This window comes from Alkalihalobacillus sp. MEB130 (assembly GCF_032335535.1).
Lineage (GTDB): Bacteria > Bacillota > Bacilli > Bacillales > Bacillaceae_D > Halalkalibacter.
This window is the reverse complement of record NZ_JAOANA010000026.1, coordinates 51,159-64,810: the sequence shown is the minus strand read 5'-3', so window position 1 is coordinate 64,810 and position 13,652 is coordinate 51,159. Positions and strand designations below refer to the sequence as shown.

Below are 13,652 nucleotides of genomic sequence, written 5' to 3'. Positions count from 1 at the left end.
GAACTTTTCGATTATATCAATTGGTACAATAATATCCGTTCGCACAGTGCACTGGGGTATTTAAGTCCAGTAAGCTATCGAAACGTAGCCCTTAAAAAGATTGTTTGATTTAGTGTTGACATACCAAACTTACTTCTACTGTTTAAGCCGATTATAAGTACCTGAAAAGGGTAGCCACGGCTGGTGGGCTACCCTTTTACTATCGAAAAACAAATAGCCGATGGCAAACTCACCGGCTACTTAATAAGTATAAGAGATATATGTTATATGCTACTTCAATAGAAAACTAACTTAGTGAGTATGGACCATTTTTTGATCCTTTGAATAAAAAAGAGACGATTACTTTTTGAACTGCCCCCCCTGTCAAGTAGACAGTGGAAATAATAAAAATGACTTAAGCGGCTTTAGCTCTAAATTCCATAGGGCTAAGGCCGTTTAATCTTTTTGGTATCTTTCATAATTATAAAAATGTATGTAATCATCTATCGCCGCACAAAATTCCTCGAATGTCTTATATTTATGTAAATAATACTTCTCACATTTCAGTGTCCCAAAAAAGACTCCATTGGTCCATTATCAATACACCGACCCACTCGTGACATGCTTTGTGTCATCTCTGCCGTGTCTATCTTACGTTTGAACCCTTTTGACGTGTATTGAAATCCACGATCACTATGGATAAGAGGATGTTCTACATTCAATAGTACTGTCGCTTGGTCAAGCGTCTTGAATACAAGTTGATTATTATTGGAATGCCCTAGAACATAACTTACGATGGATCCATCATAAAGATCACGAATCGCACTTAAATAGGCCTTTTTTGATAGGTCGTACTTAAATTCTGTGACATCCGTAACCCACTTTTCATTTGGTTTTTCTGCGGTAAATTCACGATTTAATATATTGTCTGCCACATGTTGAGGTGTCGAGTGTTTATATTGCTTCTTCTTGACACGAATGACAGAGCGTAATCCAGCCACTTTCATTAATGATTTCTTCATTTAGTATATCCCTGGATGGAGGAGTACGATTTATCCACTTATAGTATGCAGCTCGTGCAATACCGGCAATTTCACAAAGTGATCTAATGCTTAAATTCTCTTTTACATGAAGCTCCTGAATAGCGATATATTTATCCTCAAATCGGATTTGGCTTAATTCCATCAATAATCAACATTTATATTTTATTTTTGATGCTCTTCCTGTAAATAATTCACTAAATCCTTTATAGTAATTAACTTGAGATCATATTCTTGAGCAAAAGTAACTAAATCTGGTAGCCTAGCCATTTTTCCATTCTCTTTTATGACCTCACAAATAACCCCAACTGGCGTAGCATCACCGAGCTTTGCTAAATCAATAGCTGCCTCTGTATGTCCAGGTCTTTCAAGAACACCACCATCAGCAGCTATTAAAGGGAACATATGACCTGGCATAATTAGCTCTGATGCTTTAGTATCTTTGCTGACTAACGCCTTAATGGTATTGGCTCGATCTAAAGCTGATATGCCTGTAGAATTTGATACATGATCAATCGAAACTGTGAAAGCTGTTTTATATTTTTCTGTATTATTTCTAACCATATAAGGCAATTCTAGGTCTTCCGCTCTCTCTTTTGTAATAGGAGCACACACCAAACCTTTTCCATGGGTTATCATAAAATTGATCATTTCCTCAGATACCTTATCCGCTAACGCTAGCATATCCCCTTCATTCTCTCTATTTTCATCGTCAACGACAATAATCACTTTTCCACTTTTTAAATCCTCTATAGCATCAGAAATGCCACTAAACATTTACATCATTCCTTATTATTAGCATTTGTTTGATTTCTTAAAAAAATCAACATATTATTTTCTATAATAAATGTAATTTCAGCTCATTCAGTACAACTAAAAAGTATGATTCATATTAATATTTGATTTTTTTTTAATATCTATGTAATTATTAAACTAGAATAATTATGCTCCATCCTAATCTGATACTGGATGGAGCAATGATCTATAAAATCTCAAATATACTTAAACCACCGTTCCATTACTTTCAATAACATCTTTGTACCAATAGAATGATTTTTTCTTAAAACGCTCCAACGTTCCACTACCGTCATCATTCTTGTCGACATAAATAAATCCATAACGCTTAGACATTTGACCGGTTGATGCACTTACTAAATCAATACACCCCCAAGAAGTATATCCTATAAGGTCTACCCCATCTTTAATAGCTTCCCCCATCGCTTTAATATGCTCGCGTAAATAGTCAATGCGATAATCATCATTAATGGTCCCGTCATCTTCTACCTTGTCATATGCACCTAGACCATTTTCAACAACGAATAGTGGTACTTGATAGCGATCATAAAGTTCATTTAGAGCAATCCTTAGTCCAATCGGGTCGATCTCCCATCCCCAGTCACTTGACTTTAAAAACGGGTTTTTAACTCCTCCAATGAGGTTACCTTCCCCAGCTTCTTCTAGTGTCTTGGATTTTTTTTCGGTTCTAGACATGTAATAACTTAATGAAATAAAGTCTACTGTTCCTTTCTTTATTAACTCTAAGTCCCCATCTTCCATTTCGATGCTAATATTATTTTCCTTAAAGTAGCGTTTAATAAATGAAGGATATTTCCCACGAACTTGAACATCGCCACAGAAATTATTAAAAATACGAGCTTCTTCTAGTGCTTGCATTACGTTTTCCGGATTTGAATCATACGAATAAGTAGGTGCATAAAGAAGCATACAACCAATTTTACCATTTGGGATAATTTCATGCCCTAATTTTACCGCTTTAGCACTAGCAACAAATTGATGGTGAAGTCCTTGGAAGCTATCTTGCAACCGAGTTTCTTCACTATCCGGTGAAAATCCCAGTCCTAAAAGAGGCATGTGTGTTGCACCATTGATTTCATTAAATGTTAACCAATATTTCACTTTATCTTTGTAACGATTGAAAAGTACAGTTACATACCTTTCAAAAAAACCAACCAATTTACGATTTCTCCACCCACCATACTCTTTGATTAGATGAAGCGGTGTTTCATAGTGAGCAATTGTTACTAATGGTTCAATATCATATTTTAAAAGCTCATCAAAAACTCGTTCATAAAATGCTAATCCTTCTTCGTTTGGTTCCAACTCATCACCATTCGGAAAAATTCGTGACCATGCTATGCTTAAACGGAAGACTTTAAATCCCATTTCTGCGAATAAAGCTATATCCTCTTTATATTTATGATAAAAATCAATGCCATCATGGTTAGGATATACATATTTTGATTGGTCAATTTCAAAGTTAAAACCTGGTTCTTTTAATAATTTTAAACGGCTACTTCCACCAGGTAGAACATCTGCTAAATTGAGACCTTTTCCACCTTCTAGATAAGCACCTTCTAATTGATTAGCAGCAGTGGCACCACCCCACATAAACATTTCTGGAAATCTATTATTTGTTATATTCATTTAATATTACCTCCTGAATTATTTCAACTTGCAAACAAATAGTCTATCGCCTCTTGAAACTTTTTGTTTTTCAACCTGTACAATGTCCTCTACCTTTTGAGAAGAATTAGTAATGATGATTGGTGTAACAATTTCCTTGTTTTTACTTTTCAAAAATGGGATATCAAAATGTAATAAGGGATCTCCAACTTTAACAATTTGTCCTTCTTCAATTAAGATGCTAAACCCCTCACCATTGAGTTCTACTGTTTCCAATCCGACGTGGAAGAGTATTTCTAAACCGGTAACAGATCTAATTCCAATAGCGTGCTTTGTATGAAAAATTTGAATCACTTCTCCTTCAACAGGAGAAACAAGCACACCTTCTTCAGGTATAACAGCAACACCATCCCCCATCATTTTTTCTGAGAAGACAGGATCCGGAACCTGTTCTAGTGATAATAATTGTCCAGCAAGAGGAGAAAAGAATTCTTCCTGCTCTATATTCTGTTTCTTTTTTAGAAATTTACCTAGCATTTTTCCTAGCTCCCTTTTGTTTGTTCTTTATTGAACATTAGCTTCAAAATCAAGAAACAACATTACTCTCTTCAATTAGACAACTCCAAGTCTCCTAGAGTGCTTTTTCACCAATAATTAAAACGTCAGACTTAAAACTATGCATATCAAACACCGTTTTATTGTCTTCAAAGGTTACGTTCGTTTCACCAAAGCGTCTTTGTTCTAAATCTATAATTGTGAAATCATAGTCTTCAAGAAGCATATTTAGTTTAACAATTGTGTTAACTGGCACATATATCAAGATTTTCATTTCATCATCGCTACTAGCAACTCTAATTTCTTCCGTATTTTTTAACAAGATATCCAAAGACTGCAAATCATCGAGCTTAAATAATTGAAATATTTTCCTCATAAATGCATAATCCCAAGCACCTTCGAACTTAACAGCATCTTTCCAATCATAAGGTCGGTCAAATACCTCTCCAACTAATCCAAACCCCTTCCCCTTCTTATGCCAACTCCATATACCGTGCGCCCCATAGGTAATACCTGCTTCAGCACCTGATAATAAACTTTGCCAAGCTGATTTTCTAACATCAAATCGACTGAAGCGACCGTATAGGTTTCTACTATAACCCATTTGTTCATAACACGGCTCTGAATTAAGGGAAGGTCTTCTTATTGGTTTATTACTAAATTCTTCCGCAAGCTGGTATGACATACTCTGAAACTGTATATTATGCCCTGATTGAAACATATAAAAATCCAAATCATTGCTATTTATTAGCTCATCAGGTATTTCCATTAACCTACCTCTAATATGTAAGGTAGTTAGACAATGAGGACTCAATTGTTTTATTGTACTCATAGCTAGTGAGTAGTAATTGATCGCTCTTTGTGTTGGGAAATCTGTATCTCCACTAACTAAATAAATCGGATTATATTTAGAAAATCTATCATCCACATATTTTACATATTCCTCCACTAACTCTAGTGGCATATTATTTATATTATTAATTTCTGATCCCCAAGTGTCTGGCACATAGTTACACCATAATAATACTAGTGCAGGTACAAACCCCTTTTCAACTGCCATAGAAACCATTTTTTCAGCTCGTTCAAAGTAAGCCTCATTTCTTTTATAGAAGTTGAAGCCACCATCTTCCTTATATTCAAACGGCTTGATATTCAAATCGGTCTCAGAAGCATCCCATTGTTGAAGAATATTTATTTGTAAGACATTAAAGCCTTGAACTTTTCTATACTCAAGATAATCATCCCATTCTTCTAACGTAGCATTCGTAAACGCACTCCATACTGTATCAGCTAAATAAAAAAATTTTTTTCCTCTGTCTGTTTCTAAATGCTTTTTATTTTCTGAAACTCTTAATTTCACCAAAATAAATTCCCTCCTCTTTAATAGGGAAGAGAAGATAGTTTAATAAACTATCCCCTCTTCCTCATTACACTTTGCAATTAAAATCCTATAAAATACTGCTTATTTTTGAAAAAAAGTAAATATATTATTATGCACTCTTCTTTTCAATTTGCTTTAATGCAAGTTCTCTGCTATAGCCAAACAGATAGGTTAAAACAAATGTAGTAACTAGAGCTACAAGTAACGATATTGTAAATCCATAAAATTGTGAAGACAGACCTTCAGGATTGATAAACATTGGAATACCAAAGATACCACCTGATGCAAAGCCTCCAAACATACTTGCGCTGAAAAACCCTGCAGTTGCACCACCTAATCCACCACCTATACACGCGAATATAAATGGGCGTTTAAGTGGTAAGTTTACCCCGTAGATAGCAGGCTCTGTAATTCCTAAAAACCCTGATACAGTCGCTGTTGTTGACAATGACTTTAATTTTGCTTCTTTTGCTCTGAAAACAATCGCTAAAGCTGCACCTGTTTGAGCAAACACTGTACAATATAATAATCCATTAATCGGATCGAAACCGATGGTAAAGATATTATTTATCATAATCGGAATAAACGCCCAGTGAAGACCAAACATAACTGCAACTTGCCAAATACCAGCAAGGAAAAGACCTGTAATAACTGGACTCAAAGAATATAATGCCATAGCTCCATCTGCTAATAGTTGACTTGCATTTACAGACAGTGGTCCAATCACAATAAATGACAATGGAACAATGACCACTATAATAAACAAAGGAATAAAAATTAATTGTAATGCTTTCGGAATTACTTTAAGAAGTACTTTTTCAAATTTCGCTACTAAAAAGCCAGCAAGAATAATTGGAATAACGGACTGCGTATAATTCATGAGTACAACCGGTATTTGAAGAAAAGTTAACGTTTCACCTGCATTGTATATATCTATCATCGTAGGATAAACTAGGGAAGCTCCTACAGCAGCTGTTATAAATGGATTTGTGTTAAATGTTTTACCTACAGTAAAACCTAAAAATATTGGTAAAAAGTAAAAGAAAGCATCCGAAGCAGTAAATAGTATCGTATAAACACCCATATCTTCAGACATCCAACCAAGTACGGTTAAAGCAACTAAAAATCCTTTTAAGATACCCGCGGCAGCTAAAACTCCCATTACAGGCATAAATATACCAGACATTAGTGATACAAACTTACTAAATATACTACCTTTCTCTGCAGATGATGTATTAGTAGATTCACTTTCCTCAGAAACTTCTTTTCCAATTAATTTGTTTACTTCTGCAAAAACACTCGGAACTTGATCACCAATCACGACCTGGTATTGCCCACCACTTTTTATAACAGTCATGACCCCCTCTAAGCCCTTTATTACCTCTGTATTCGCAAGAGATTCATCTTTAAGCTTGAATCTTAACCGTGTTACACAGTGGATTACACTATTAATATTTTCTTTTCCCCCAACCTCTTGAACTATTTGCTTTGCAAGTTTTTCGTAACTCATGTTTCAATCCTCCAATCATACTTTTTATACTTGAATAATGTTGACGCTTCAATCAAAATCCGAATTATTACTTTGAAAATTCTTAATTTATATAAAATAATTACTCCTATAATAAGTGAAATCCGTTTTTAAACAGATTCGACTCCGAAAAATCAATAATATCAAATTAATAGCTTTTTCTAGCATAACACTTAGGTTTATATTCAAACCCAGAACAAACTAATACGCTTACAAATCTGTATATTGGATCAATTACAGCGAATAGATACTATAATTATAAGACTAAAAACTATCGTTAAAATATTATACTAATAACGAATTAATGGCATTTTTCCATTCAGTATAATATTTCTCTCTAGTTGCATAACCCATTTTAGGTTCAAACACTTGTTTTTCGCTAGTGAGTTGCCTGATCTCTTCTATAGAATTCCAGATACTCGTTCCTAATCCCCCAAGGTAAACGGACCCTAAAGCAGATAACTCTGAAACAGATGAAACAATCACTTTAACCCCAAGCATATCAGCAAGATATTGCATTAAAAACACATTTGTTGTTGCACCGCCATCTACTCTTAATTCTTTGACCTCAACATTTGTTTCTTCATATATGAGTTGTAGAATATCTTTTACTTGATAAACGATACTTTCAAGTCCCGCTCTTACAATGTGAGCTTTACTTGTATTTCTACTCATTCCTATAATTCCAGCTCGTGTACTTGGACTCCAGTAAGGTGCTCCTAATCCAACAAAGGCAGGAACTAAATAAACACCTTCGTTATCCTCAAGCTCTTCCACTAATCTCTCTGCTTCTTCAAAACTATTAAATAAGGTAAGATCCTCTTTCATCCAACGGATAATATCACCTGTTGTATTAATAATTCCTTCCAACGCATAATGAATCTTTCCGGAATAACCCCAAGCTATAGAAGTAACTAAACCTTTACTCACTTCTTCCAATTCATCTGTAAAAACCATAGCGGAGGTTCCTGTACCGAAGGTTGCTTTCGCCATCCCTTTTTCAAAGCAATGTTGAGCAAATAGCGCCGCTTGTGAATCTCCTATCACTCCTGATATGGGAATAGAAGGTACTTCTAAATCACTATCTTCTACTAATCCAAAATCATTATCAGATAATTTCACTACAGGTAGCATCGACTTTGGAATTTGAAATATTTTAAGTAACTGATCATCCCAATTCATAGACTTAATATTAAATAATAGCGTTCTACTCGCATTTGTAACATCAGTTGCATGAACATTACCTTGTGTAAGTTTCCAAATTAACCAACTATCAATCGTGCCAAGGAGAAGTTCACCCTTTTCAGCTCTCGCTTTTATACCTGAAACATTATCTAAGATCCACTTCACTTTTGTTGCCGAAAAATATGGATCAATCGTTAATCCTGTTTTCGTATGGACCGTCTCTTCATGGTCTTCTTGTTTCAAGAGTTCACACATCGTGGTCGTTCTACGACATTGCCAGACGATTGCATTATAAACTGGTTTCCCAGTTTGTTTATCCCAAACAACAACGGTCTCCCGTTGGTTCGTTATTGTAAGGGTCTTCATTTTATCTACTATATTATGATTGGCTCGAGCTATTTTATTTATTACGTCCTTTACATTTTCATATATCTCAATCGGGTCATGTTCGACCCAACCCGATTGAGGATATACTTGTTTGTGTGAAGCTGTCTCTTTTGCAATTATTGAACCCTGTTGATTTACAAGAAGAGCTTTGGTCCCAGAGGTGCTTTGGTCTATTGCTAGAATATAACTTTCATTCATAACAGCAACCTCCTAGTTACTTATCATCTTTTTTGCAATGCTTGAAACATTCTCTACACCCAAACCATAATGTTCAAACACCTCTTTTGTATTCCCCGTCACTGCTGGTTCATCAGGAATACCTATAATCTGGACTGGAACAGGATGGTTTTGTGAGACCACCTCTGCCACAGCTGAACCAAGTCCACCATAAATACTGTGTTCTTCAATCGTGATGATACGACCTGTCTCTCTTGCTGCTTTCAAAATTGCTTTCTCATCTAAAGGTTTAATCGTGTGCATATTAAGTACTCTACATTTGAATCCCTCTGCTTTAAGTGCATCAGCTGTATCAAGAGCGACTCTCACCGTTTCACCTGTAGCAATAATGGTTAGATCATTCCCCTCCTGCATCGTAACCGCCTTGCCAATTTCAAAATTATACTCCTCATTTACATAACAATCTTCCACAGGGTTTCTACCAATTCTCAAATAAACAGGGGTATTATAATCTACTAAAGCTTCAATCATTTTCTTCGCTTCGTGACGATCAGCTGGCATCATTACATGTAACCCTGGTATTGCCCTCGTTACAGCTAAATCTTGTAGTGAGTGATGAGACATACCAAGTGCCCCGTAACTAACACCACCACTAATTCCGATTAGCTTAACATTCGTCCCTGAATAAGCAATATCGACTTTAATTTGTTCAATACTTCGCATGCTTAGAAAGCAAGCAGGTGAAGCCACAAAGGGTTTCTTACCAGAAGCAGCCAACCCCGCAGCTATCCCTACTAAGTTCTGTTCTGCAATCCCCACTTCCACTAACTGTTCAGGTAGTGCTTCTCCGAAAGGGACCATGGAAGCAGAACCTCTAGAGTCACTAGTTAACACTAGTATTTCTTTATTTTCAGTTGCTAAATCTAATAATGTGTCACTTATTACTTTCCGATTTGCAATCTTATTCTTTTCAGCATTTTTCTTTAGTGCTACGTTATTCATGCTAATACCTCCAATTGCTCAGAAAGTTCTTGCATTGCTTTTTCATACTCTTCCTTCGTCGGAACATGATGGTGCCAGCTTGCAACATTTTCTGCTATTGAAATTCCCTTACCTTTAACTGTATTGGCAAGGATGATTGTAGGTTTTCCACTTATTTGAGGCGCTTCATTAAAAACTTTCACTAGTTCTCCTACATCGTTACCATCTACTTGAACAACATGCCAGCCAAAACTTTCCCATTTTTTATCAAGGGGCTCATTGCTCATCACGTCATCTGTAGTACCAGAAATCTGCAATCTATTTCTATCAATGATTCCTATTAAGTTATCAAGTTTATACTGCGATGCAGACATCGCTGCTTCCCAAACCGAACCTTCAGCTAATTCTCCATCCCCCATTAAAGTAAAGACTCTATAGGCTTTATTATCCATCTTCGCAGCTAATGCCATACCTACCGATACGGATAAACCATGTCCTAATGCCCCTGTGTTCATTTCCACACCTGGTACCTTATTATTTGGATGCCCTATTAATCTAGAATTATATTTAGAGAAAGTTTTTAACTCCTCTTTCGGGAAGAAGCCTTTGTCAGCCAACACCGCCCAATAGGATTCCACGGCGTGACCTTTACTTTGGATATAGCGGTCTCGATCTTCCCAGTTCGGATTATTAGGATCTACATTCATTACACCATAATATAGAGCTACTAAGATGTCAGTATTGGATAACGACGATCCTGTGTGACCTGTACCAGCTTCATAGATCATTTCAATTAATGACTTTCTAATATCAATGGCTTTACGTTTTAAACTATTTATGTCTGTCATACATGTACCTCCATAGAATTAATGATTTATGTCACTACCTCGTAACCATGCACGAATTTCTTCTTCTGTTGGATCTACAGGGTCTGGATTTAGTCCTGGAATATATTGACACGCTTCAAATATGACCGGTATGACATTGGCATGAATTCCTGTAGAATGATGAATGTATGGGCCCTTTACCAACTTTTCTTCCCATAGTGGCCAATCATTTACTTCAACCCATACATAAGATCCTCTTGAATATGGACCTTCAATACCTTTTGCTTTACCTAAAAAAATAGAGTATTCTCCATGATCGCCATCAAAGCGTGCTATGGTCATTTCTCCACCTTTTATTTCTCCTTCATGTGTACCTGGAGAGTGATCTTCAAACAAGAAATGCTTTTCTAGCCTTGGTTTTTCTTCAACGCTTAACGAAACTGGGAAATTTCCACAATGGAATAACAGTTCCCCGTTTGAATTTTCTGGGTGTCGAATGGTAATATCCGCAAAGAATGTTGGTACAGTATTTAAAGTTGCTGCTTGCACTATAATTGAAGTTATTGCACCATGGATATCTGTTTCACACGTAACTGGAATTTGTTCATCGGTAAGGATCGCATTGGCAAGACATGGCATAATTCCAATAATATCTTGTAATGTAGACCAGCATTGTATCGCAATTGCCGAACAGCCTGTCTCATCGGCATATTGCTTCATCGCCACTTTTAGTGATGCAATACGATAAACACTCTCTTCATCAACCGAACTCCAGTCTAGCGTTTCTTTAATATAGTTCACCGCTTGCTCTAATTCTTCACTTCGTTCTTTTTCAACCTTTAATGTTTTCTGTTTAATTTGATCAAGGGTTATTGGATATATCTGAATTCCAAACTTTTCTAATAGCTCCCCTTCGTTACAAATAACAGACCAGAAATCAGAAGGTCTAGTTGAAATTTGGAGTATTCTCAGTTGTTTAAATTGCTTTACAACATTTGCTGCTCCAATAAAGTTTTTAAATCCTCTTTCGAAAACTTTAGAGTCTACTGCACTGTTCGTTATGTAAGTGAACGGTACATTAAACCTGCGAAGTACCTTACCAGTAGCAAAGATTCCACACTGTGTATCCCTTAATCGCATTCCATTTTCTAGTGGCGCTTCATCTCTAGGACCCCAAATTAATATAGGTTTATCAATCGCTTTCGCTATCTTTGCAACAAGATCCTCCGTACCAAAATTACAATGTGGAAAAAAAACTGCGTCTACCCCTTCTGTTTTAAACCTGTTTACTATTTCCACTTCATCTGAACGGTCGTACAAGAGCCCTTCCTCATTAATTCCTTCTAAATCAACAATTTCTATATTTAACCCAAAACTTTTGATTTTCTCTATGATTAACTCTTTATGCTTATAAGCGTCCTCTTTACTAAATACAAATCTCCTCGTTGGCGCAAAGCCTAATTTCAGCTTATCCATTTCACTCCCCCTACTAATCTCTCACTAAATATTTTTATAAACTACAACTAAAAATAATTAAAAAAATTAATTCCCCCCCGCTTTACAGGAGTAAATCTTGAGTTAACTTTAACACCTTTAATAAACCCAGGTCAATGGATTTATATAAAGTTTATAAAAAAATATAAAATGAAAGTGTTTTCTTTTAGTTCGATTTAGTTGATAGAACTAAACTAAAACCATTTAATTTAGACGGTTCTTCTTAACAAACCCTTCATAAACCTTAATTTCCAATTAGATTGACATAACTAAACTTTATAACTAAACTAATATTACAGATATCTTTTTTGGTAAATAAACTTTTAAATTTATGAAGGCGGTTGATATAAATGAAAATAGATGATATTGCGAGGATTGCCTCAGTGTCCAAATCTGCAGTTTCATTGGCATTAAACGGAAAGCCTGGCGTTAGTCAGGAAACAAGAGAAAGAATATTAAAAATTGCAGAGGAGAACGGGTATACTCTAAAGCCACTTTCAAAGGGACAGAACAATAACCAGTCAAAGGTTTTCCGTTTTGTTGCATGCACTCATACCGGAATCATAACAGAACAATATCATTCCCAGTCCTTCTTTATGGAGTTAATCAATAATATAGATCAGTCATTGACATCGAAAGGATATTCATTAATCATTTCCTCCATTAATGTTGATTTCCTCGAGCAGGAAATCGTAAATCTAGAGAAGCAGCAACGCTCTTCCGGTATTATACTTCTTGGAACTAACTTAACTGAAGAACAAATCAAGACGGTTGCAGATACACAACCTAATCTAATTGTGCTAGATACTTGCTTCGAAACTTTAGATATCAACTTTATCCTTATGAATAATGTCTTTGGGGCTTATCAGGCAGGAGAATACCTTATAAAATTAGGACATAAAGAAATTGGTTATGTTGAATCTAGTTACAGTATGTACAATTTCGATATGAGGAAAAGAGGCTTTAAAAAAGCGATACTAGAAAATAACCTAACTATCAAACCTGAACATACATTCCAAATGTCACCTACCGATATCTCTGTACACGAAGGCTTTAAAGAATCTATTTTAGAATTAAAAGATAACTTACCTACTGCAATATTTTGCGAGTCTGACTATATGGCTATTAGTGTTATAAAATCACTTAACGAATTGAACATAAACGTTCCAGCTGATCTGTCTGTAATCGGTTTCGATAATATCGTTGAGTCTCAAATTGTAAGTCCTGAATTGACTACAATTCATGTAAAAAAAGACAAAATCGCCGCCCTTGCTGTAGAAAAGCTCATTAGAGAAATTGATAATAACGAAGATGATAAAATGAAGATTTTTATCGATACGGAGCTCGTCGAAAGAAAATCATGTATTAAAAAAGAAGAAAGCGTAATAGCTCGTTTAGATACAGATGTAGTCCTTTAAAATAATGTAATTATTAATTAAGTGGTTGCAGTTGTTTAATACCAAGACTGAGTGAAAAGGCGTAACAAGTAGTAATATTTACCCGTTACGCCTTTTCTATAAAAGAACTGATAGCCTATCCAAGATAACTGTTTTTAATACATTTAGTTATTTTGTCCTTATAGTTCAATTCATGACTTAGAATTTGCAGATTTTCAATTAGTGTACCATTACCCTTTCTTTGCTATCCGCCTTGGACTTCCAGAAGATACTAATATCCTTTTATTAGTACTTGTA

Annotated in this window: 11 protein-coding genes and 1 pseudogene; 2 read left to right on the top strand and 10 right to left on the bottom strand. The window is 35.5% G+C overall.

The genetic code is table 11. The annotated features are described in order from the left end of the window. Positions 1 to 108, top strand: a 108-nt coding sequence (locus N0O92_RS20395; protein WP_315616486.1) for an IS3 family transposase, incomplete at its 5' end; no start/stop codon positions are given. Positions 109 to 394: 286 nt separating this feature from the next. Here the strand turns inward: N0O92_RS20395 and N0O92_RS20390 are convergent. The 10 genes and pseudogenes from N0O92_RS20390 to N0O92_RS20345 form a co-directional block, all read right to left on the bottom strand. Beyond that, positions 395 to 1,158, bottom strand: a pseudogene (locus N0O92_RS20390) (IS3 family transposase); the annotation flags it as partial. Between the two features lie 26 nt (positions 1,159 to 1,184). Then, positions 1,185 to 1,796: a 3,4-dihydroxy-2-butanone-4-phosphate synthase gene (gene ribB, locus N0O92_RS20385; RefSeq protein ID WP_315616481.1), complete on the bottom strand. Its 612-nt coding sequence runs from the start codon at positions 1,794 to 1,796 to the stop codon at positions 1,185 to 1,187. Between the two features lie 225 nt (positions 1,797 to 2,021). Next, positions 2,022 to 3,464: a glycoside hydrolase family 1 protein gene (locus N0O92_RS20380; protein WP_315616480.1), complete on the bottom strand. Its 1,443-nt coding sequence runs from the start codon at positions 3,462 to 3,464 to the stop codon at positions 2,022 to 2,024. A gap of 18 nt (positions 3,465 to 3,482) precedes the next feature. Next, positions 3,483 to 3,980: a PTS sugar transporter subunit IIA gene (locus tag N0O92_RS20375; protein ID WP_315616479.1), complete on the bottom strand. Its 498-nt coding sequence runs from the start codon at positions 3,978 to 3,980 to the stop codon at positions 3,483 to 3,485. A gap of 94 nt (positions 3,981 to 4,074) precedes the next feature. Next, positions 4,075 to 5,361 (bottom strand): glycoside hydrolase family 140 protein, encoded by a 1,287-nt coding sequence (locus N0O92_RS20370; RefSeq protein ID WP_315616478.1) that lies wholly within the window; start codon positions 5,359 to 5,361, stop codon positions 4,075 to 4,077. Between the two features lie 127 nt (positions 5,362 to 5,488). Then, entirely contained in the window at positions 5,489 to 6,889 is a 1,401-nt protein-coding gene (locus tag N0O92_RS20365; RefSeq protein WP_315616477.1) for a PTS transporter subunit EIIC, read from the bottom strand. Positions 6,890 to 7,192: 303 nt separating this feature from the next. Further along, the gene (gene glpK, locus N0O92_RS20360; RefSeq protein ID WP_315616476.1) at positions 7,193 to 8,677 is read right to left on the bottom strand and encodes a glycerol kinase GlpK; all 1,485 of its coding nucleotides are present in this window, start codon (positions 8,675 to 8,677) and stop codon (positions 7,193 to 7,195) included. Between the two features lie 12 nt (positions 8,678 to 8,689). Beyond that, positions 8,690 to 9,658: a transketolase family protein gene (locus N0O92_RS20355; protein WP_315616475.1), complete on the bottom strand. Its 969-nt coding sequence runs from the start codon at positions 9,656 to 9,658 to the stop codon at positions 8,690 to 8,692. Next, complete coding sequence (locus tag N0O92_RS20350; protein WP_315616474.1) at positions 9,655 to 10,485, bottom strand: transketolase; 831 nt, start codon at positions 10,483 to 10,485, stop codon at positions 9,655 to 9,657. The genes N0O92_RS20355 and N0O92_RS20350 overlap by 4 nt, the downstream gene beginning before the upstream one ends. 18 nt (positions 10,486 to 10,503) lie before the next feature. Further along, entirely contained in the window at positions 10,504 to 11,940 is a 1,437-nt protein-coding gene (locus N0O92_RS20345) for an L-fucose/L-arabinose isomerase family protein (RefSeq protein WP_315616473.1), read from the bottom strand. A gap of 368 nt (positions 11,941 to 12,308) precedes the next feature. On the opposite strand from N0O92_RS20345, the gene N0O92_RS20340 reads away from it, so the two are divergent. Next, complete coding sequence (locus tag N0O92_RS20340; protein ID WP_315616472.1) at positions 12,309 to 13,376, top strand: LacI family DNA-binding transcriptional regulator; 1,068 nt, start codon at positions 12,309 to 12,311, stop codon at positions 13,374 to 13,376. Positions 13,377 to 13,652 lie beyond the last annotated feature (276 nt).

What these genes read in the sequence shown, in the direction of transcription:
- N0O92_RS20365 (WP_315616477.1), bottom strand. Translation starts at nt 6,889, where the DNA reads ATGAGTTACGAAAAACTTGCAAAGCAAATAGTTCAAGAGGTTGGGGGA.
- N0O92_RS20380 (WP_315616480.1), bottom strand. Translation starts at nt 3,464, where the DNA reads ATGAATATAACAAATAATAGATTTCCAGAAATGTTTATGTGGGGTGGT.
- N0O92_RS20340 (WP_315616472.1), top strand. Translation starts at nt 12,309, where the DNA reads ATGAAAATAGATGATATTGCGAGGATTGCCTCAGTGTCCAAATCTGCA.
- glpK (WP_315616476.1), bottom strand. Translation starts at nt 8,677, where the DNA reads ATGAATGAAAGTTATATTCTAGCAATAGACCAAAGCACCTCTGGGACC.
- N0O92_RS20375 (WP_315616479.1), bottom strand. Translation starts at nt 3,980, where the DNA reads ATGCTAGGTAAATTTCTAAAAAAGAAACAGAATATAGAGCAGGAAGAA.
- N0O92_RS20355 (WP_315616475.1), bottom strand. Translation starts at nt 9,658, where the DNA reads ATGAATAACGTAGCACTAAAGAAAAATGCTGAAAAGAATAAGATTGCA.
- N0O92_RS20345 (WP_315616473.1), bottom strand. Translation starts at nt 11,940, where the DNA reads ATGGATAAGCTGAAATTAGGCTTTGCGCCAACGAGGAGATTTGTATTT.
- ribB (WP_315616481.1), bottom strand. Translation starts at nt 1,796, where the DNA reads ATGTTTAGTGGCATTTCTGATGCTATAGAGGATTTAAAAAGTGGAAAA.
- N0O92_RS20350 (WP_315616474.1), bottom strand. Translation starts at nt 10,485, where the DNA reads ATGACAGACATAAATAGTTTAAAACGTAAAGCCATTGATATTAGAAAG.